The sequence below is a fragment of the Ramlibacter tataouinensis genome (assembly GCF_027941915.1).
Classification (GTDB): Bacteria; Pseudomonadota; Gammaproteobacteria; order Burkholderiales; family Burkholderiaceae_C; genus Ramlibacter; species Ramlibacter tataouinensis_C.
The window spans coordinates 2493804-2513866 of sequence record NZ_CP116009.1 but is presented as its reverse complement, the minus strand read 5'-3'; the positions used below and the strand labels follow the sequence as shown (position 1 = coordinate 2513866).

19 protein-coding genes are annotated in these 20063 nt (G+C 72.1%); 5 read left to right on the top strand and 14 right to left on the bottom strand.

Annotation, left to right across the window (positions count from 1 at the left end; genetic code table 11):
• Positions 1 to 44 precede the first annotated feature (44 nt).
• Positions 45 to 1427, top strand: a complete 1383-nt coding sequence (gene dacB, locus PE066_RS11765) for a D-alanyl-D-alanine carboxypeptidase/D-alanyl-D-alanine endopeptidase (protein WP_271232730.1) — start codon at positions 45 to 47, stop codon at positions 1425 to 1427.
• A gap of 66 nt (positions 1428 to 1493) precedes the next feature.
• Here dacB and PE066_RS11760 read toward each other — a convergent pair whose 3' ends face one another.
• Genes PE066_RS11760 through purE form a run of 4 tightly spaced genes read right to left on the bottom strand, consistent with a single transcriptional unit; the run spans position 1494 to position 5198 of the window.
• On the bottom strand, positions 1494 to 2495 hold the full coding sequence (locus tag PE066_RS11760) for an SGNH/GDSL hydrolase family protein (protein WP_271232729.1): 1002 nt from the start codon (positions 2493 to 2495) through the stop codon (positions 1494 to 1496).
• 41 nt (positions 2496 to 2536) lie between these two features.
• On the bottom strand, positions 2537 to 3529 hold the full coding sequence (locus PE066_RS11755; RefSeq protein WP_271232728.1) for an L-threonylcarbamoyladenylate synthase: 993 nt from the start codon (positions 3527 to 3529) through the stop codon (positions 2537 to 2539).
• Entirely contained in the window at positions 3526 to 4707 is a 1182-nt protein-coding gene (locus PE066_RS11750) for a 5-(carboxyamino)imidazole ribonucleotide synthase (RefSeq protein WP_271232727.1), read from the bottom strand. Before PE066_RS11750 ends, PE066_RS11755 begins: the two co-directional genes overlap by 4 nt.
• A complete protein-coding gene (purE, locus tag PE066_RS11745) occupies positions 4704 to 5198 on the bottom strand; it encodes a 5-(carboxyamino)imidazole ribonucleotide mutase (RefSeq protein ID WP_271232726.1) in 495 nt (164 codons plus the stop codon). Before purE ends, PE066_RS11750 begins: the two co-directional genes overlap by 4 nt.
• Positions 5199 to 5244: 46 nt before the next feature.
• Between purE and trxA the strand changes: the two genes are divergently transcribed.
• Positions 5245 to 6141 carry a thioredoxin gene (gene trxA / locus PE066_RS11740; RefSeq protein WP_271232725.1) on the top strand — a complete coding sequence of 299 codons (897 nt, stop codon included), beginning with the start codon at positions 5245 to 5247 and terminating at the stop codon, positions 6139 to 6141.
• A gap of 72 nt (positions 6142 to 6213) precedes the next feature.
• Here the strand turns inward: trxA and PE066_RS11735 are convergent, their stop codons facing one another.
• The 9 genes from PE066_RS11735 to def all read right to left on the bottom strand — a co-directional run bounded on the left by PE066_RS11735 (position 6214) and on the right by def (position 14318).
• Positions 6214 to 7122, bottom strand: coding sequence for a phosphoribosylaminoimidazolesuccinocarboxamide synthase (locus tag PE066_RS11735; protein WP_271232724.1), 909 nt, complete (start codon positions 7120 to 7122; stop codon positions 6214 to 6216).
• Positions 7123 to 7196: 74 nt separating this feature from the next.
• Positions 7197 to 8261, bottom strand: coding sequence for a class II fructose-bisphosphate aldolase (fba, locus tag PE066_RS11730; RefSeq protein WP_271232723.1), 1065 nt, complete (start codon positions 8259 to 8261; stop codon positions 7197 to 7199).
• 158 nt (positions 8262 to 8419) lie between these two features.
• Positions 8420 to 9853: a pyruvate kinase gene (gene pyk, locus PE066_RS11725; protein WP_271232722.1), complete on the bottom strand. Its 1434-nt coding sequence runs from the start codon at positions 9851 to 9853 to the stop codon at positions 8420 to 8422.
• 120 nt (positions 9854 to 9973) lie between these two features.
• Positions 9974 to 11167: a phosphoglycerate kinase gene (locus tag PE066_RS11720; RefSeq protein ID WP_271232721.1), complete on the bottom strand. Its 1194-nt coding sequence runs from the start codon at positions 11165 to 11167 to the stop codon at positions 9974 to 9976.
• Positions 11168 to 11243: 76 nt separating this feature from the next.
• Entirely contained in the window at positions 11244 to 11585 is a 342-nt protein-coding gene (locus tag PE066_RS11715) for an AzlD domain-containing protein (protein WP_271232720.1), read from the bottom strand.
• Positions 11582 to 12319: an AzlC family ABC transporter permease gene (locus tag PE066_RS11710; RefSeq protein WP_271232719.1), complete on the bottom strand. Its 738-nt coding sequence runs from the start codon at positions 12317 to 12319 to the stop codon at positions 11582 to 11584. Before PE066_RS11710 ends, PE066_RS11715 begins: the two co-directional genes overlap by 4 nt.
• Positions 12319 to 13284 (bottom strand): methionyl-tRNA formyltransferase, encoded by a 966-nt coding sequence (gene fmt, locus PE066_RS11705; protein ID WP_271232718.1) that lies wholly within the window; start codon positions 13282 to 13284, stop codon positions 12319 to 12321. The genes PE066_RS11710 and fmt overlap by 1 nt, the downstream gene beginning before the upstream one ends.
• Positions 13285 to 13300: 16 nt before the next feature.
• Positions 13301 to 13798 carry a hypothetical protein gene (locus PE066_RS11700; protein ID WP_271232717.1) on the bottom strand — a complete coding sequence of 166 codons (498 nt, stop codon included), beginning with the start codon at positions 13796 to 13798 and terminating at the stop codon, positions 13301 to 13303.
• Positions 13799 to 13805: 7 nt separating this feature from the next.
• Positions 13806 to 14318 (bottom strand): peptide deformylase, encoded by a 513-nt coding sequence (gene def, locus PE066_RS11695; RefSeq protein ID WP_271232716.1) that lies wholly within the window; start codon positions 14316 to 14318, stop codon positions 13806 to 13808.
• A 138-nt stretch (positions 14319 to 14456) separates the two neighbouring features.
• Here def and PE066_RS11690 point away from each other — a divergent pair, with 138 nt between their 5' ends.
• The 3 genes from PE066_RS11690 (at position 14457) to PE066_RS11680 (ending at position 17386) form a co-directional block, all read left to right on the top strand.
• Positions 14457 to 15683: a LysM peptidoglycan-binding domain-containing protein gene (locus PE066_RS11690; RefSeq protein ID WP_271232715.1), complete on the top strand. Its 1227-nt coding sequence runs from the start codon at positions 14457 to 14459 to the stop codon at positions 15681 to 15683.
• 10 nt (positions 15684 to 15693) lie between these two features.
• The gene (dprA, locus tag PE066_RS11685; protein ID WP_271232714.1) at positions 15694 to 16812 is read left to right on the top strand and encodes a DNA-processing protein DprA; all 1119 of its coding nucleotides are present in this window, start codon (positions 15694 to 15696) and stop codon (positions 16810 to 16812) included.
• Between the two features lie 97 nt (positions 16813 to 16909).
• Positions 16910 to 17386 (top strand): DUF494 domain-containing protein, encoded by a 477-nt coding sequence (locus tag PE066_RS11680; RefSeq protein WP_271232713.1) that lies wholly within the window; start codon positions 16910 to 16912, stop codon positions 17384 to 17386.
• A gap of 71 nt (positions 17387 to 17457) precedes the next feature.
• Here PE066_RS11680 and PE066_RS11675 read toward each other — a convergent pair whose 3' ends face one another.
• Complete coding sequence (locus PE066_RS11675) at positions 17458 to 20058, bottom strand: DUF1631 family protein (protein WP_271232712.1); 2601 nt, start codon at positions 20056 to 20058, stop codon at positions 17458 to 17460.
• Positions 20059 to 20063 lie beyond the last annotated feature (5 nt).

Sequence of the window (20063 nt, the reverse complement as noted above, 5' to 3'; positions counted from 1 at the left end):
AGGAGGCAGGCAAGCGCCGGATTATCGGCCCCGATAATCGGCCGATGCGCTGCCTGCTGATCCTGGCCTGCTGGCTGTGCGCCTTTGCCGCCGCCGCGCAGCCGCTGCCGCCGGCGGTCGATGCCGCGCTGGCCCGCGCCCACCTGCCGCGCGAGGCCGTGACGCTGCTGGTCACCGAAGCCGACGGCACGGCGCCGCCGCGCCTGAGCCACCGCGCCGACGTGCCGGTCAACCCGGCCTCGATCGCCAAGCTGGCCACCACCTTCGCGGCGCTGGAGCTGCTGGGGCCCACCTTCACCTGGACCACCCCGGTCTATGCCGACGGACCGATCGTCGGCGGCACGCTGCAGGGCAACCTGTACCTGCGCGGCCAGGGCGACCCCACGCTGGTGCTGGAGCGCCTGTGGCTGCTGCTGCGCCGCGTGCGCGCGCTCGGCATCGACCGCATCGCCGGCGACATCGTGCTGGACCACGGCGCGTTCGAGCTGGCGCCGCACGATGCCGGCGCCTTCGACGGCGAGCCGCTGCGGCCCTACAACGCGGCGCCGGACGCGCTGCTGCTCAATTACCGGACGGTGGTGCTGACCTTCCTGCCGCAGGCGGACGGCAGCGCCCGGGTGGTGGCCGATCCGCCGCTGACCGGCGTGCAGTGGCCGCGCGCGGTGCGGCTGGCCGGCGGCGATTGCGGCGACTGGCGCGCGGCGCTGCAGGCGGACTTCAGCGCGCCGCTGCAGCCGCGCCTGGCCGGCGCCTATCCGGCCGCCTGCGGCGAGCGCCGCTGGCCGCTGGCGTTTGCCGATCCGGCCAGCCATGCCGCGCGGCTGGTGGCCGGCCTGTGGCAGGAAAGCGGCGCCGCGCTCGGCGGCCAGGTGCGCGACGGCACCGTGCCGGCCCACCTGGCCCCGCTGTTCGAGCAGGCCTCGCCGCCGCTGTCGGAAGTGGTGCGCGACGTCAACAAGTTCAGCAACAACGTGATGGCGCAGCAGCTGTTCCTGACGCTCAGCCTGCAGGCCGAGGGGCGCGGCAGCCGCGAGGCCTCGCGCGAGATCCTGCGCAACTGGTGGCGCGAGCGCATCGGCCCGCAGCCGCCCGTGTTCGACAACGGTGCCGGCCTGTCGCGCGACGCGCGCATCAGCGCCGCGCAACTGGCGCGCCTGCTGCAGCACGCCTGGGCCTCGCCGCTGATGCCGGAGCTGCTGGCCTCGCTGCCGCTGTCGGGCAGCGACGGCACCTTGCGGCGGCTGCAGGCGCCGGCGCAGGCGCACCTCAAGAGCGGCAGCCTGCGCGACGTGTTCGGCGTGGCCGGCTACGTGCATGGCACCCACGGGCGCCGCTGGGTGGTGGTGGCAATCGCCAACCACCCCAACGCCGGCGCCATGCGCCCGGCGATCGAGGCGCTGCTGGCCTGGACGGCACGGCAGCCGTGACGGCGATCGACGACAACTGAAAAGGGGCCCCTGCGGGCCCCCTTTGCACGATCGGCGCGGCGCGCCTTACCAGTTCTCGCGCAGGCGGTCGAAGGCGTAGCTGCCGAACGAGGCGTGGCCGGCCGGGGTGAAGTAGACCCGGTCGGCGAACAGCGTGGTACCGACCGGCCCGCCCGACAGCGTGCCGGCGTTGCACAGGGCCGAGTTGACCTGGCCGGCGCCGATGCCGATGCCGGGGCCCGGATCGACCGAAGTGCACAGCGGGTTGGTCACGTCGGTGTAGCCGTAGGTGGCCGGGTTGGAGGTGACCAGGTTGAAGAACAGCGCGGCGTCCACGTACAGCACGCTGCGCGCGCCGAGGCCGGCATTGCTCATCTCGATCAGCAGGCGCTGGTTGAAGACGCTGCTCAGGCAGGCGGGCGAGGCGTCGGGCGGCGGCCGCTCCCCTTCGCGGGTTTCACAGGTATCCCGCCCACCGACCGCCTGGAGGTTCCATGGCGAACGGCCCAGGTTGTAGGGACCCGTCACCAGCACATGCTTGGCGCCGGCATTGACCAGCCGGCGAACCTGGGCCGCGAGCGCAATGGCCGCTTGCCGCACGTTGGCGATGGTCTGGGTCGCATCCTGGCCGCCTCCGCCGAGCGCCGCGCTCTCCGCGATGATGTCGGCGGCGCCGGCCGACACGACGATCAGGTCACCGCTGCCCGGCGCGCCGGCGACCAGGAAAGCGTCGATCTGCTCGGTGACGGTCGGCGTGGCGGCGTTGCCGCCGGCGTCCGGCTTGGCGCTCACCCGGGCGCTGCCGATGGCATAGCCGGTGCCGCCGGCCGCGCTCGGCGTCAGCGCCAGCCCGAACCGCGACGCGACCTGCTCGGTCCAGGTGGTGCCGCCGTTGTTGACGGTGTAGCGCGCGCCGCGCTGGCCGGCATCGGCCGAGGCGTCGCCGAAGGCCACCATGCGGGTCGGGCTGAACTTGGACTCCACCGAGCCGCCGCCGCAGGCGGCCAGCAGGAGGGGGGCAACACAGGCGGCCGTGAGCAGCGCACGGCGCAACCGCTGGAAAGGCATGGGGATCTCCGTCGAAAAGCCGGCGATAGTGTAACGAGCGGTCAAGCGGCGGCGCGCTGCAGCCGGTCGCGCACGCCGTCCCAGTCGGCATCGGCCGGCGGCGTCTCGACCCAGATCAGTTGCACGCCCTGGGCATCGAATTCGCGCAGCACGGCGAACAACTGGCGCGCCGCTTCGCGCGCGTCCTCGGGCATGCGCCGCCGCAGCACCCGGGGCGAGTGCGTCTGCAGGATCGCGCGCGACCAGGTGGCGATGCCGTCGGCCTTTTCGCCCAGCACGTCCAGCGCGGCCTGCAGCGCCTCCGCGTCCATCAGCCGCACGCGCGCCCGCGGCGCGTAGTGCGAGGCCAGCGTGCCGGAGGCGCGGGGCGCCGCGTCGCCCAGTTCGCCGGGTTGCGCCAGCGGTTGCCCGCACGCGGCTTCGATCTGCTGCGCGGTCAGCACGCCGGGGCGCAGCAGGACCGGCCGGCCGCGCGTGCAGTCGACGATGGCCGACTCGATGCCGACTTCGCACGGACCGCCGTCGAGCACGCGCAGCGCAGCCCCGAACTCCGCCGCCACGTGGGCCGCGCTGGTGGGGCTGACGCGGCCGAAGCGGTTGGCGCTGGGCGCGGCCAGGCCCGCCACCGGCGGCGACGCCTGCGCGCCGGCCAGCAGCAGCGCGTGGGCGACCGGGTGGGCCGGACAGCGCAAGCCGATGGTGGCGTGGCCGCCGGCCGCGGCTCGCGCCACCTCCGGCCGGCGCGGCAGGATCAGGGTGAGCGGGCCGGGCCAGAAGGCATCGATCAACCGCTGGGCGAAGGCCGGCACATCGGCGGCGAAGCGGCCGACGGCGGCGCCATCGGGCACGTGCACGATCAGCGGGTGGTCGCTCGGCCGCCCCTTGGCCGCGAAGATCTTCGCCACCGCGGCGTCGTTGCCGGCATCGGCGCCCAGGCCATAGACGGTCTCGGTCGGAAAGGCCACCAGTTCGCCGGCCTGCAAAGCCGCGACGGCCTCCTGCAGCGCCGCGGGGTCGCTCGGGTCGCGGATCATGGCTCTCGGAACGGCTCGATGCCCAGCAGCTCGCAGGCGCGCAGCGCGGTGGCGCGGGCGGCGGCCGCGTCGGCGGCCGTGACCGTGAGGTGCCCCATCTTGCGCCCCGGCCGCGCGCTGGCCTTGCCGTACAGGTGCAGGTGCACGCCGGGCAGCGCCAGCACCTCGGCCCACGGCGGCTCCTGCGCCTGGGCACCCCGCGCGAACCACAGCTCGCCCAGCAGGTTGAGCATGACCGCGTGGCTGTGCTGGCGCGGCGCCACCAGCGGCAGCCCGGCCAGGGTGCGCACCTGCAGCTCGAACTGCGACACGTCGGCGCCGTCGATGCTCCAGTGGCCGCTGTTGTGCGGCCGCGGCGCCATCTCGTTGACCACCAGCGCGCCGTCCTGCAGCAGGAAGAACTCCACGCACAGCACGCCGACGTAGCCGAGCCCCTGCGCGATCGCGCGGGTGGCCTCGATCGCCTGCTGCGCCGTGGCTTCGGGCAGCACGCCGGCGCCCACTTCGGTGACGGCCAGGATGCCGCCGCGGTGCAGGTTCCTCTGCACCGGCAGGTGGACCATGGCGCCATCGGCGCCGCGCGCCACCAGCACCGAGCATTCGGCCGCCAGCGGCAGCAGGCGCTCCAGCACGCAGGGCACCCGGCGCAGCTCGTCCCAGGCGGCGGCCAGCGCCGCCCGGTCGGCCACCCGCGCCTGGCCCTTGCCGTCGTAGCCCAGCCGCGCGGTCTTGAGCACGCCGGGCAGCAGATCCGCGGGGACCTGCTGAAGGTCGTCGGCCGAGGCGATCACCGCGTGCGGCGCGCAGGGCACGCCGCAGCGCTGGAAATGGGCCTTCTCCTGGGCCCGGTCCTGGGCGATGGCGACGGCCGCGTGTCCGGGCGCCACCGGCCGCTGCGCGGCCAGCGCCTGCAGCGCCTGGGCCGGCACGTTCTCGAATTCGGTGGTGATGGCCTGCGCCACCTGCGCCAGCCGCGCGAGCCCGGCGCGGTCGTCGTAGGCCGCACGCACGTGGACATGGCTGACCAGCCCGGCCGGGCTAGCTTCGTCGGGGTCGAGCACCGCGGTGCCGTAGCCCAGTTGCTGGGCCGCGTGCACGAACATGCGGCCGAGCTGGCCGCCCCCCATCACGCCCAGTGTGCTGCCAGGCGGCAGCGGCCACGCCGTAGACCCGCTCATGCCGAGGGCGGCAGCGTGGTGGCACGCGCGAGTTCGGTCTGCCGGGTGCGGAAGGTGGTGAGCTGGCGGCGCAGCCGCTCGTCGTCGGTGGCCAGCATCGCCACCGCGAACAGGGCGGCGTTGGCGGCGCCGGCGGCGCCGATGGCGAAGGTGGCGACCGGGATGCCCTTGGGCATCTGCACGATGCTGTGCAGCGAATCGACGCCCTGCAGGTGACGGCTGGGCACCGGCACGCCCAGCACCGGCACCGTGGTCTTGGCCGCCAGCATGCCCGGCAGGTGGGCGGCGCCGCCGGCGCCGGCGATGATGGCCTTGAGGCCGCGGCCGGCGGCCTGTTCGGCATAGGCGAACATCTCGTCGGGCATCCGGTGCGCGGACACGACCTTCGCCTCATGGGCGATGCCGAATTCCTGGAGAATCTGCACTGCGTGCTGCAGGGTGTCCCAGTCACTGCCGGACCCCATCACCACTCCGACCTGAACAGGGGGCATGAAGTGCTCCTAAAGGCCGAATTCTAAGTTTAGGGACCCGCACTCCATGATCGACGTCACGATCGAGAACTTCGAAACCGAAGTCATCGCCGCTTCCATGAACCAGCCGGTGCTGGTCGATTTCTGGGCCCCCTGGTGCGGCCCCTGCAAGGTGATCGGGCCGATCCTGGAAAAGCTGGAGGCCGAATACGCGGGCCGCTTCAAGCTGGTGAAGATCGACTCCGACCAGGAGCAGCAGCTGGCCGCCGCCTTCGGCATCCGCAGCATCCCGACCTGCATCCTGCTGATGAACGGCCAGCCGGTCGATGGCTTCATGGGTGCGCTGCCCGAGGGCCAGCTGCGGCAATTCCTCGACAAGCACCTGCCGGCGGCAGCCGAGACCGTCGAGGCGGAAGAGGCGATGGTCGAAGCCCCGCAGGAAGCCGGCGACCGGCTGGAACAGCTGCAGCACGCCGTGGCCACCAACCCGGCCGACGACGAGGCCCGATTCGACTATGTCAAGGCGCTGCTGCTGGCCGGCCGGCTGGCCGACGCGCGAACCGCGTTCGAGCCGGTGGCCGGCAAGGCCGCGGGCATCCGCCGGCTCGAATCACTGCAGCGGGTGATCGAGGCCCTGGACTTTGCGGCCCAGCAGGGCGCTGCGGCGCCGGCCGAGGCCGCGCTGGACGCCCGCATCGCCGCCAACCGGCGCGACTTCGAGGCCCGCTTCGGCCGCGCGCAACTGCTGCTGGCGCAGCAGCGCTGGACCGAGGCGATGGACGAGCTGCTGGAGATCCTGATGCGCGACAAGGCCTGGAACGAGGATGCCGCGCGCAAGACCTACATCGCCATCCTGGACCTGATCGAGCCACCCCGGCCGCAGGTGGCCGAAGGCCAGATCCCGCCCGACGACCCGACGGTGGCGACCTACCGGCGCCGGCTGTCCAGCGTGGTGCTGTCCTAGCTGGCCTTGGATCGCGGCGCAGCCGCGCCGAAGGCCATCCCCCGCGCAGGCGGGGACCCAGCGCAACGCGCCTTAACCCGTCAGCCGGTCGAGCGCCTCGCGGTACTTGGCGGCGGTCCGGGCGATCACTTCCTGCGGCAGCCGCGGCGCCGGCGGCGTCTTGTCCCAGGGCTTGCCGTGGATGCGCGCCTGCTCCAGCCAGTCGCGCAGGTACTGCTTGTCGAAGCTGGGCGGGTTGCGCCCTTCGCGCAGCGCGTCCTCGTAACCCTCCACCGGCCAGTAGCGCGAGGAATCGGGCGTCAGCACCTCGTCCATCAGCACCACGCGGCCGCTCTCGTCGAGGCCGAACTCGAACTTGGTGTCGGCGATGATCAGGCCGCGGGCCAGCGCGATCTTCGCCGCCTCGGTGTACAGGGCGAGGCTCAGCTCGCGCACCTTGGCCGCCACCTCGGCGCCGACCAGCTCGACGGTGCGCTCGTAGGTGATGTTCTCGTCGTGCTCGCCGGCCGCCGCCTTAGACGCCGGCGTGTAGATCGGCTGCGGCAGCCGCGCCGAGTTGGTCAGGCCGGCCGGCAGCGGCACGCCGCACACCGACTGCGATTGCTGGTACTCCTGCCAGCCGCTGCCGGCCAGGTAGCCGCGCACCACCGCCTCGATCGGCAGCGGCTTGAGCCGCCGCACCAGCATGGAGCGGCCGACCACCTGCTGGATCTCGGCCGAGGTCACCACGCTGTCGGGCAGCTCGCCGGTCAGGTGGTTGGGGCACAGGTGGGCCAGCTTGCCGAACCAGAACAGCGCCATGTGGGTCAGCAGCTCGCCCTTGCCGGGGATCGGCTCGCCCATGATCACGTCGAAGGCCGAGATGCGGTCGGTGGCGACCATCAGGATGCGGTCGTCGCCGACCGCGTAGTTGTCGCGCACCTTGCCGCGCGCCAGCAGCGGCAGCGAAGTGAGCGAGGAGGTGTGCAGGGCGGAGGTCATGGCAGTCGTCCGGCAAAAGCAAACGGCCCGCAACGCGCGGGCCGTTCGATTATCGCCAAGGGGGCGCGGCGTCCTCAGTTCACCGTCTGCGCCAGCTCGCCGCGCTGGTACTTCTGCGCCACGACCTGCAGCGAGTGGCCCTGGATCTTGGGCGCCTGGCCTTCGCAGCCGAACTGCAGGTAGCGCTGCTTGCAGACCTGTTTGGCGGCCTCGCGCGCCGGCTTCATCCACTCGCGCATGTCGAACTTCTCAGGGTTCTCGGCCAGGAACTTGCGCACCGCGCCGGTCATGGCCAGGCGGATGTCGGTGTCGATGTTGATCTTGCGCACGCCGTACTTGATGGCTTCCTGGATCTCCTCGACCGGCACGCCGTAGGTCTCCTTCATCTTGCCGCCGTACTGGTTGATGATGGCCAGCAGCTCCTGCGGCACCGACGACGAGCCGTGCATCACCAGGTGGGTGTTGGGGATGCGCCGGTGGATCTCCTTGATGCGGTCGATCGCCAGGATGTCGCCGGTGGGCTTGCGCGAGAACTTGTAGGCGCCGTGGCTGGTGCCGATGGCGATCGCCAGCGCGTCGAGCTGGGTCTTCTTGACGAAGTCGGCGGCCTGCTCGGGGTCGGTCAGCAGCTGCTCGCGCGTCATGGTGGCGTCGGTGCCGTGGCCGTCTTCCTTGTCGCCGCGCATGGTCTCCAGCGAGCCCAGGCAGCCGAGTTCGCCCTCGACCGTGACGCCCAGCTTGTGCGCCATGTCGACCACCTTGCGCGTGACGTCGACGTTGTACTCGTAGCTGGCGATGGTCTTGCCGTCGGCCTCCAGCGAGCCGTCCATCATCACCGACGAGAAGCCCAGCTGGATGGCGCCGGCGCACACGTCCGGGCTCTGGCCATGGTCCTGGTGCATCACCAGCGGGATTTCGGGGTAGGCCTCCAGGGCCGCCTGGATCAGGTGCTTGACGAAGGGCTCGCCGGCGTACTTGCGGGCGCCGGCGCTGGCCTGCAGGATCACCGGCGCGGCCGTCTCGCGGGCGGCTTCCATCACCGCCTGGACCTGCTCGAGGTTGTTGACGTTGAAGGCCGGAATGCCATAGCCGTTTTCGGCGGCGTGGTCCAGCAGTTCGCGCAGGGAAACGAGGGGCATGGTGCAGTCCTGTCGAGTAATGAAATGCGGCTTCGCGCGAAGCGCCACACGCCCCGCGCTCGTGAGCCAAATTCTACCGGCTGGGTCTGGCCGCGGGGGCCCGTGCACAGTCGCGCTGGGTCGCCGGCGCGGCCGGCCAGTCCCGTGTCAGGCCGGGCTCACGCCACCCTCAGGACCTTGAGCATGTTGGTGCCGCCCGGGGCGCCCATGGGCTCGCCGCAAGTGATGGCGTAGATGTCGCCGGACGCCACGATGCCGCGCTTCTTCAGGTGGGCCTCGGCATCGGCCAGCGCCGTGTCGCGCTCGGCGCTCTGGTCCATCAAGAGCGGCCGCACGTTGCGGTACAGCGCCATGCGGCGCTGCGTCACCAGGCGCGGCGTGAGCGCGTAGATCGGGATGTGGATCGGATGGCGGCTCATCCACAGCGGGGTCGAGCCGGAATCGGTCAGCGCCACGATCGCCTTGCAGCCCAGGTGGTAGGCGGTGAACAGCGCGCCCATGGCGATCGACTGGTCGATGCGCGAGAACTCCATGCCGCTGAAGTCGGCGTCGAGCTTGACGTCCTCGGCCATCTCGGCTTCGGCGCAGATGTTGGCCATCTCGATGATGGTCTCCAGCGGATAGCGGCCGGTGGCCGTCTCGGCGCTGAGCATCACCGCGTCGGTGCCGTCCAGCACCGCGTTGGCGACGTCGCTGACCTCGGCGCGCGTGGGCACCGGGTTGGTGATCATGGACTCCATCATCTGGGTCGCCGTGATCACCACCTTGTCGAACTTGCGGGCCGCCCGGATCATGCGCTTTTGCAGCGCCGGCACCGCCGCATTGCCGACCTCGACGGCTAGGTCGCCGCGCGCCACCATGATGCCGTCGCTGGCCTTGAGGATGGACTCCAGGTTGGGGATGGCTTCGGCCCGCTCGATCTTGGCGATCAGGCCGGGCTTGTGGCCGTATTCGGCCCCCGCCACGTTGCACAACTGGCGCGCCATCTCCATGTCGGTGGCGGTCTTGGGAAAACTCACCGCCACGTAGTCGGCCTGAAAGCTCATGGCGGTGCGGATGTCCTCCATGTCCTTGGCCGTCAGCGCCGGCGCCGACAGCCCGCCGCCCTGCTTGTTGATGCCCTTGTTGTTGGACAACTCGCCGCCCAGCTTGACGGTGGTGTGCACCTGGTCGCCGCGCACCTTGTCCACGGTCAGCACGATCAGGCCGTCATTGAGCAGCAGCGTGTCGCCAGCGCGAACGTCGCGCGGCAGCTCCTTGTAGTCCAGCCCGACGCCGCCGGCGTCGCCGGGCTCGGTGCGGGCGGCATCGAGCACGAACTTCATGCCCGGCTCGAGCAGCACCTTGCCGTCGGCGAACCGGCCGACCCGGATCTTGGGGCCCTGCAGGTCGGCCATGATGGCCACCTCGCGGCCGGCCCGCTGGGCCGCCTCGCGCACCAGTTGCGCGCGCTCGATGTGGTCCTGCGCCTTGCCATGGCTGAAGTTCAGCCGAACGACGTTGACGCCGGCGCCGATCAACTGCTCCAGCAGCTTGGGATCGCTGGAGGCGGGACCGAGGGTGGCGACAATCTTGGTGGCGCGACGGGCCATGGGGCGAAATCCTCCTGGAAAGGGGTGGGCGGCATTCTCACATGCGCGACGCACTCGGGCCGCCGGTGGCGCCCGTGCGCGAACAGCGGGCGGGGGCGGCGGGGCGTCCCCGCCGCGGCATCAGGCGGCGGCGCGGCGCGCCAGGATCTCCAGCGCAGGCAGGGTCTTGCCCTCCAGCATCTCCAGGAAGGCGCCGCCGCCGGTGGAGATGTAGCCCACGTCCTGCTCGATGCCGTACTTGGCGATCGCGGCCAGCGTGTCGCCGCCGCCGGCGATGCTGAAGGCATCGGAGCGGGCGATGGCCCGCGCGATCGCCTCGGTGCCGTGCGAGAAGGCCTCGAACTCGAACACGCCGACCGGACCGTTCCAGACGATGGTGCCGGCGGCCAGCAGCTGGTCGGCCAGCCACCGGGCCGTGTCGGGGCCGATGTCCAGGATCAGGTCGTCGGCGGCGACGTCGCCGGCGGCCTTGATGGTGGCGGGCGCGTCGGCGGCGAACGCCTTGGCCGTGACCACGTCGGTGGGGATCGGCACCTCGGCGCCGCGCGCGGCCATCGCTTCCATCACCGCGCGGGCCTCGCCCACCAGGTCGGCTTCGGCCAGCGACTTGCCGATTGGAAGTCCGGCGGCCAGCAGGAAGGTGTTGGCGATGCCACCGCCGACCACCAGCCGGTCCACGTTGCGGGCCAGCGACTGCAGGATGGTGAGCTTGGTCGAGACCTTGGAGCCGGCGACGATCGCCACCAGCGGGCGCTTCGGGTGGGCCAGCGCCTTGCCGATGGCGTCGATCTCGGCGGCCAGCAGCGGCCCGGCGCAGGCCACCGGGGCGTATTCGGCGATGCCGTAGGTGGTGGCCTCGGCGCGGTGCGCAGTGCCGAAGGCGTCATTGACGTAGATGTCGCACAGCGCGGCCATCTTGCGGGCCAGCTCGGGGGCGTTCTTCTTCTCGCCCTTGTTGACGCGGCAGTTCTCCAGCAGCACCAGCTGGCCGGGCTGGACGTCCACCCCATCGACCCAGTCGGCCTGCAGCGGCACCGGCCGGCCCAGCAGCTCGGACAGGCGCTGCGCCACCGGCGCCAGCGAGTCCTGCGGCTTGAACGCGCCCTCGGTCGGGCGGCCCAGGTGCGAAGTCACCATCACCGCCGCGCCGGCGTCCAGCGCCAGCCGGATGCAGGGCAGCGAGGCGCGGATGCGCGTGTCCTCGGTGATGCGACCCTGCTCGTCCTGCGGCACGTTCAGGTCGGCCCGGATGAACACGCGCCGGCCGGCCACCTGGCCCTGGGCACACAGATCGGAAAAACGCAGCACATTCATGGGTCGCAACTCGGCCATGGGAAGCAAGAAAGTGAACCCGCGATTGTAGGCAGCGGCCCCGGCGCCGCGGGCCGCGCTACCAGCCCAGGCCCAGCCGCAAGGGCAGGTAGATCGCCATGCCGACGACCAGCGTCGCCAGCACGCTGCGGCGCCAGAAGAACACCGCGATGCCGGCCCCGGTGGCGAACAGCCGCGCGTCCTGCCAGGTGGCGACGAGCGCGCCCTGGGTCATCACCACCTCGGGCAGCACCACCCCGGCCAGCGCCGCCACCGGCGCGTACTGCAGCGCGCGCCGCGCCCAGTCGGGCAGCGACCAGGGCCGCTCGAGGATGAAGAAGAAGCAGCGGCTGAGCACGGTGACGCCGGCCAGGCCGACGATCACGGCCAGCGTCCACAAGTCGGTGGTGCCCGCGTTCATGCCGTGTGTTCCCGCTGCCGCGCCGGCCCGCGCGTTTCCAGCCAGAAGGCGGCCAGCACCGCCAGCGCGATCGCGGCGACGACGTTGAGCTTGAAGGGCAGGGCGTAGGCCGCCACCGCCGCCGCGCCCGCCACCGCCGCGGCCAGGACGCGCAGCGGCGTGTTGGCCAGCGAGCACATCACCCCCAGCAGGCACAGCACGCCGGCAAACCCGAGGCCCCATTGCGAAGGCACCAGGTTGCCCAGTGCCACGCCCAGCAGGCTCGGGAAGATCCAGCCCACCCAGGTGATCGCGTAGTTGCCGGCCAGGTAGGCCTCCTGCGCGACGCGCCCGCCCGGGTCCTGCGCCGGCAGCGGATGGCGGGCGGTAAACAGCGCGTAGCTCATGTCGGCGGTCAGGAAGCCGTTGACCAGCCGGCGCCAGCGGGGCTGGTGGATCAGGTAGTCGCGCAGGTGCAGGCTGAACACCACGAAGCGCAGGTTGACGCAAAAGCCGGTGGCCCAGATCACCCACATCGGCGCGCCGGCCACCAGCAGCGGAATGGCGGCGAGCTGCGAGCTGCCGGCGTAGACCAGCAGCGTCATCGCCACCGACTCGGTCACGCTCATGCCGGCATTGACCATGGCCACGCCGGTCATCAGCCCCCAGGCCGCGATGCCGGGCGTGATCGGGGCGCTGGCCCGCACGCCGGCGCGGAATTCCGGGTGCCGCCGCACCGCAGGCAGCCAGAACATCAGGCCGCCCCGAACCGCTGGCCGGGCGCGATGGCGGTGCCGCGCAGGAATTCGGCGGCGGGCAGGCGCTTGCCCCCGGCGCGCTGCAGTTCGGTCAGGCGCAGCACGCCGCGCCCGGTGGCAACCTCGATGCCCGCGGAGCCCGCCGCCAGCACGGTGCCCGGCGCCGCGACGTCGGGCGCCGACGCGTCCGGCACTTGCGCACGCCACAGCTTGAGGGCCTCGCCAGCCAGCGTGCTGGCGGCGCCGGGGAACGGGTCGAACGCCCGCAGGCGGCGCTCGATCGACACGGCCGGCTGCGACCAGTCGACCTGCGCCTCGCTCTTGTCGATCTTGTGGGCGTACGTCACCCCCTCGGCCGGCTGCGGGGTGCGCGTCAGCCCGCCGCAGGCCGCCAGCTCCAGCGCTTCGACGACCAGGCGACCGCCGAGCGCGGCCAGCCGGTCGTGCAGCGTGCCGGTGCTGTCGTGCGGGGCGATGGCGATGCGCTCGGCCAGCAGCATGTCGCCGGTGTCCAGGCCGGCGTCCATCTGCATGATGGTGACGCCGGTCTGCGCATCGCCGGCCTCGATGGCGCGGTGGATCGGGGCGGCGCCGCGCCAGCGCGGCAGCAGCGAGGCATGGATGTTCAGGCAGCCCAGCCGGGGGAGGTCGAGCACCCACTGCGGCAGGATCAGGCCGTAGGCCGCGACCACCATCGCCTCGGCGCCCGCGGCCAGCAGCGCCTGGCGGGCCTGCGCGGCGTCCTCGGGGTACTTGCCATCCAGCCGCAGGCTGCGCGGCTGCGCCACCGCGATGCCGTGCCGCTGCGCGAACTGCTTGACCGGCGAGGGCTGCAGCTTCAGCCCGCGGCCGGCCGGCCGATCGGGCTGGGTCAGCACCAGCGGGATGTCGAAGCCGGCGTTGTGCAGCCGCTCGAGCGCGACGCGGGCAAAGTCCGGCGTGCCGGCGAAGACGAGCCGCATCGTGGGGGCGCCGCGCTCAGTTGCGCTCGTTGGGCGCGTTGATGAATTCCATGCCCTGGTGGGCCCGCTGGACGACGCCGCGCTCGTCCAGATAGACCCAGTAGAACATGTCGCTGCGGTCGGCATCGCGCCAGCGCCAGGTCAGCACCGGGCCGTTCCAGCTCGCGACGCCGTCCACCCGCGCGGGCGGGCCGAACTCGCGCTCGACGTCGGCGCGCGTCCACTGGCCGAGAACGATGCGCTGGAACTCGGCGGCGGTCAGCACCTGGCGGGCGCGCACGACGCGGCCGCCGCCATCGAGGTCCACCATCCAGGCCTCCTGGCCGAACGGCTGCAGCGAGTACTGCAGCCGCTCGCCGCCGGGGATGGCGACCACGCGCGTGGGCGGACCCAGCCGCGCCAGCACGTCCTGCCGGCTGGTGCCGGGCTGCACGTCCCAGCTGCGGAACGGACTGGCGCAGGCCGCCAGCAGGGCCGCGAGGCCCGTGCCCAGGAAGGCGCGGCGCAATCGCATGGGGCCCTCAGGCGCGCTCGGTTTCGCGGCGCGCCTTCAGCATCTTGCTCTTGATGCGATTGCGCTTGAGCGGCGACAGGTACTCGACGAACACCTTGCCCAGCAGGTGATCCATCTCGTGCTGGATGCACACCGCCAGCAGGCCCTCGGCTTCGATCGTGCGCGGCTGGCCGTGGTCGTCCAGCGCCGTGACGCGCACCGCGCCGGCGCGCTCGACGCCGTCGTACACGCCGGGCACCGACAGGCAGCCCTCCTCGTTGACCTGCCGGTCCTCGCTGGCCCAGACGATCTGCGGGTTGATCAGCACCAGCGGCCGGTTGCGCTCTTCCGACACGTCGATCACGACCACCCGCTCGTGCACGTCGACCTGGGTGGCGGCCAGGCCGATGCCATGGGCGTCGTACATGGTCTCCAGCATGTCGGCGACGAGCTGGCGGATTTGGGCATCGACCGCCTGCACCGGACGGGCGACGGTGTGCAGGCGGGGGTCGGGGTAGCGGAGGATGGGCAGGAGGGCCATGGGACGCAGATGGGGGCTGTCGCTATTTTCGCCACTTTTGCGGGGCCGGGTCCGCGCCGGTAGCCATAAACGTTGCCCAATCAAGGGCTTGAGCGCAGAATCGACAGTGACTTATCAAGTCCTGTAGGAGGAGGAAAGATGATGGCGCAACGCGAAGCCGTGGCCGCCCGCCCGCCGCTGGCCCGGCGCACTGCTGCCGTGCTGGCCGCAGCGGTGTTTGCGTTGCCGGTGCTGGCCCAGCCGGTCACGCCCGGACAGCGCGCCACGGCCCAGCAGGTGGCCCAGTCGGGCGTGCCGCTGAGCGAACTCGCCCCCAACGCGCCGGACCGCTACACGGTCAAGCGCGGCGACACGCTGTGGGACCTGGCCAAGCTGTACCTGACCAGCCCCTGGCGCTGGCCCGAGCTGTGGGGCATGAACCTGGAGGACGTGCGCAACCCGCACCGCATCTATCCCGGCCAGCAACTGGTGCTCGAGCGCGATGGCGAACGCGCGCGCCTGCGCCTGCAGCAGGCCCGCGGCGGCGCCGACGCGCCGCCCACCGAGACCGTCCGGGTGTCGCCGCGCGTGCGCGTCGAATCGCTGGCCGACTCGTCCCTGCCGACCCTGCAGCCGCACCTGATCGAGCCGTTCCTGGCCGAGCCGGTGATCGTCGAGGAAGGCGTGCTCGAGCGCGCCCCGCGCATCGTGGCCAGCCCCGAGAACCGGGTGCTGATCACGCGCGGCGACCGCGTCTATGCGCGCGGCAGCGCCGAATCGCCGCTGCTGGTGAAGACCCGGGGCGGCGACGGCTACCGGGTGTTCCGCAACGCCGTGGCGCTGCGCGACCCGGTCACCCGCGCGGTGCTGGGCTACGAGGCGCAGTACCTCGGCTCGGCGCTGCTGGTGCGCGGCGAGGACAAGGCCTCGGTGCCGGACGGCGGCGGCGACAGCCGCGAGCTGCCGGTGGCGGCCACGCTCGACATCGTCTCGGCCCGCAGCGAGATGCGGGTGGGTGACCGGCTGCTGCCCGAGCCGGGCCGCCAGCTCGTGAGCTACACGCCGCGCGCGCCCGAAGGCAAGATCGAGGGCCTGGTGGTATCCATGTACGGCGATTCGGTCGCGCTGGCCGGCCAGAACCAGGTCGTGCTGATCAACAAGGGCACGGCCGACGGCCTCGCACCGGGCCACGTGCTGGCCATCCAGCGCACCGGCGCCCGCTTCGTCGATCGCTCCCAGCCCGGCGAGCGCACCGAGATCAAGCTGCCCAACGAGCGCAACGGCCTGATGATGGTGTTCCGCCCGTTCGAGCGCCTGTCCTATGCGCTGATCCTGGACACCGGCGAGGGCGTCAAGGTCGGCGATCGCATCGTCAACCCGCGCTGACCGGCGCGCCATGGAGCGCGACGAACTGGCGGCCTGGCTGCGGCTGGCGATGACGCCGGGCGTCGGCCCGGCCGGCGCGCGCCGGCTGCTGGCCGCCTTCGGCCTGCCGCAACAGCTGTTCGCCCAGTCGGCCGAGGCCCTCGCCACCGTGGCCTCGCCGGGGCAGGTGCAGGCGCTGCGCGCCGAGCCGCCGGAGTGGCAGGCGCGGGTGGAGGCCACCTGGTCCTGGCTGCAGGCCAGCGACCCGGCGGCGCCGCGGCGCCTGCTCACCCTGGCCGACCCGGCCTACCCGCAGCCGTTGCTGCACACCGAGGACCCTCCGCTGCTGCTGTACGTGCAGGGACTGCCGACCGGGTCATGGCCGCCGGCGATCGCCGTGGTCGGCAGCCGCAACCCAACGCCGCAAGGCGCGCTCAACGCGCGCCAGTTCGCCCGCAGCTTCGCCCAGGCCGGCCTGGCGGTGGTGTCGGGCCTGGCACTGGGCATCGACGGCGCGGCCCACGAAGGCGCACTGGAAGGCGCGCAGGCGTCGGCGGTGGCAACCATCGCGGTGGTCGGCACCGGCCTGGACCGGGTCTATCCGCGCCGGCACCTCGAGCTGGCGCACCGGATCTCAAGGCACGGCCTGCTGGTGTCGGAGTACCCGCTGGGCACGCGCCCGCTGCGCGAGAACTTCCCGCGCCGCAACCGCATCATCGCGGCGCTGGGCCAGGGCACGCTGGTGGTGGAGGCGGCGCTGAAGTCCGGCTCGCTGATCACCGCCCGCCTGGCGGCGGAGCAGGGGCGCGAAGTGTTCGCGATTCCAGGCTCGATCCACTCGCCGCAGGCGCGCGGCTGCCACGAGCTGCTGCGCCAGGGCGCCAAGCTGGTCGAGACGGCGCAGGACGTGCTGGAGGAGCTGGCGCCGCAGCAGGGCGCGCCCACTGCTGCATCTCCTGCGGCAGCGGCCGCGGAGCCGGAACCGTTCCTGCTGCGGGCCATGGGGTTCGATCCGGTCGGGCTGGACGCGCTGATCGCGCGCACCGGCACCGGCGCCGCGGACCTGCAGGCGCAACTGCTCGAACTGGAACTGGCCGGCCAGGTGGCGCGCCTGCCCGGCGGCCTGTTCCAGCGTACCGGCCGCGGCTGAATCGACACCGGCCGGTCACGCCGCCGCGCGATGCGCAGGCGCAACAGCGATGGCCCTGCCGGTCCAGCGGTACCGGCCTGTGGGCTATATTGGTCCCATGTTCGAAGTGCTGGTGTTTGTCTATGAGAACTACTGGCGCGGGGATGCATGCCCCGAATTGCAACAACTGGGACGCAAGCTCAGTGCGCATGGTTTCGAACCCGACGAAATCCAGCAGGCCCTGACCTGGCTCGACGGCCTGAACTTCGCGGCCCAGAGCACCCACCTGCCCGAACCCGGCGACACCGCCGGCCTGGCCTCCGCCGCCAGCCTGCGGGTCCACTCGGTCGCCGAACAGGACCACCTGGGCGCGCAGTGCCTGGGCTTCATCCGCTTCCTGGAGTCGGCCGGCGTGCTACCCCCGGCCCTGCGCGAGATCGTGATCGATCGCGCCATGGCCGCCCCGGGCGGCCCGGTGTCGCTCGACGACCTGAAGATCATCGTGCTGATGGTCTACTGGAGCATGGGCCAGGAGCCCGACGCGCTCATCCTCGACGAACTGTGCGACGACACCACCGGCCGCCTCCCCCACTAGACCGAAGCAACTGAAACCTGAAGGACAAGGCCCGCGACTGCGGGCCTTGTCTTCTGTTGGAGCGAAGCGGATTACGCAAGCAGCCGTTCGGGATTCGCATCCAGCCGCGCCAGCGCCTCGCGCGTGGCGCGCACCGTGAGCGCCTCTTCCTCCGCCGGCAGCAGCAGCCCGGCCTGCAGGTAGGCGCCCAGGCGTCGCATCTGCAGCAGGAAGCTGCGGCCGTCGGACGAGGCGAACAGGTGCAACTGGTTGCGCTGGCTGCGCCAGACGTATTGCACCTGGTGCACCTGGCCGTTGTGGTCCAGCGTGAACCAGGTGCCCTGCTGCAGTTCCGCCGCCCAGGCCAGCATGGCGTCGTTGGGGCGCGAGCCGCCGCCGGCCACCACCTCGATCATCGAGGCGTCGATGCCCAGCATCATCTCCAGCGCCTCCTGGTCCAGCGGCAGGTCGGCCGAAGGATCGTCGCTGATGAAGTCCTCCAGGTGCGCCAGCCGCTTGCCGATGGCATCGATCTGCCCCTGCGGGATCGCCTCGGTCTTGGACCTGAAGGCATCGGCCAGGGTGTCGCTGATCACCTTGATGTGCTTTTCCTGCTGCGCGGCATCGAGCCCCATCAACCCCATGCCCTGGCGCAGGCGCTGCAGCAGCGCCGGCAGCTCCTGGATCACCTTGGTGCGCTCGGCCTTGTTCGGCTTGGCGCTGGCCGACCACACCAGCTCGGCGGCCGACTTCTTCAGCGCCACCGTGTCCGCGTGCTGCGGCCCATGGCGCACCGCAGCCACGGCCAGCACCTCGGCCCAGACCTTGAACAGGAACTCGCGGATCTCCTCGCGCACCGGCACGTCGGCCAGCATCTTGCGCAGCTCGATGGTGTACTGGATCGCCATCGCCTCCTTCTGCTCGACCTGCTGGGCGATGCTCACCAGCCGCTGGGTGTCGCTCTTCTCGGTCAGGAACCTGGCGAGGAACTTCTGGAATTCGTCGTAGACCAGCTGGAACACGCGGCGGCCGGTCTCGGGGTACTGCTCGATCACCTGCACCACCCGCTTGATCTCCGCCTCCAGTGCGCTGCCGCCGATGGTGGCGGCATTGAAGCCCAGCACGCACGATCCCATGCGGTCGATCAGCAGCCGCGCCGGATGCTCCAGCGTTCCGAAGAACTCCGGCTCGGCCAGCGCCAGCCGCAACACCGGCATCTGCAGGCGCGCGAACCAGACCCGCACACCCGGCGGGATGCGCTCCTCGGCCAGGATGGCCTGGAACATCAGCGCCACGATCTCGATCGTGGCTTTCTCGCTGGTGGTGGCCGCCTTCTTCTTGAGCTCGCCGCTGCGCTGGCGCAAGTCGGCGACCGCCTGTTCGACCGCGGCATCGTCATAGACCACGACCTCGCCCACCGTGTCGTGGCCGGCAGCCTGGGTCTGCATCCGGCTCGCCACCGCACCGGCGTGCTGGCTGATCGCCTCCGCCAGGGCCGGCGACGGCGCCACCGCCTGGCGTGGGTCGAAGCCGGCCTTCTCGGTGAGCAGGCGCTTCAACTGGCCGATCACGCCGGTCGCGCGCATGCGCGCGCGGGCCAGCGGCGTGCTGGACGTCATCATGCGGGTTTCGTCGGCGACGCCGCTGCCCAGGCCGCGCGTGTGACCGCCATAGGTGGAAGCCGCGCCGCCGCGGCCCCGGCCGCCGCCGGCGCTCGCGGCGCCGGCGTAGCCGCCGAAACCCGGTGCCGCCAGTGTGCCGCCGTCCGCCGCCTCGCCGGTGCCGGCGTAACCGGCAGCACCGCTGGCGGCTGCGTCGCCCGAAGCAACGCCGAAACCGCCACCGCCACCGCCGCCGGGCCGGCCGCCGGCCATGCCGCCGGAAAAACCACCGCCACCGCCAGCGCCAGCGGCGCCACGAACCGCACCGGCACCGCCGCCCGGCCTGGCATCGCCGCCGCTACCGCCGCCACCGCTACCGCCACCAGCCGCGCCATGACCGGCACTCCCGCCGCTGGCCGGCGCCGGCCGCGAAGTCGGCGCCGGCGCGCCGCGCCGGACCCGCGCGCTCAGGTCGATATCGGGCAGCACGCCGCGCGCGACCAGCAACTCGTTGGTGGACCGGTAGGCCGCCTGCATGCGCTCGATCATGTGCTTGTGGATCAGCTCGTGCACCTGCACCCAGGTCGGCCGCGGCAGCCCGCTGGCGCCCCACTGCTCCACCATCAGCTGGGCCACCGCCTCGGCCCGCAGCACGTCGTGGCTGGCCAGTTCCTGGCCGTCCAGATGCTCCATGCGGACCTTGATCTCGTTGAGCTCCCAGGTCGCCTTCTCCAGCACGGCCAGCGCCAGCCGCGAGGCGAGGATCTTGTTCTCGACCACGTCGTCGCCCATCAGCGCGAGATCGAGCGCCTCCAGCCGGACCCGCGCGGTGGCGGTGGGCGGCGCCACCGCCTTGCGCCAGGCGCTCGCCGTGGCATCGACCCAGGCGTGGCGCTGGTGCTCGAAATCCAGCATCGCGTCGCGCCGGTCCTGGGCCTCGCGGCTGCCGGCGGCGGTGTCCATCAGCTCCAGCAGGCGCGCCCGGATGGCATCCGACAGCGGCTGCAGCACCCCTTCCAGCTGCGCGACGAAATGCTCGCGCGCCTGGCGTGCGACGACGCTGCTTTGGCTGGGAGGCGGGGTCGGGGTCACTTCCG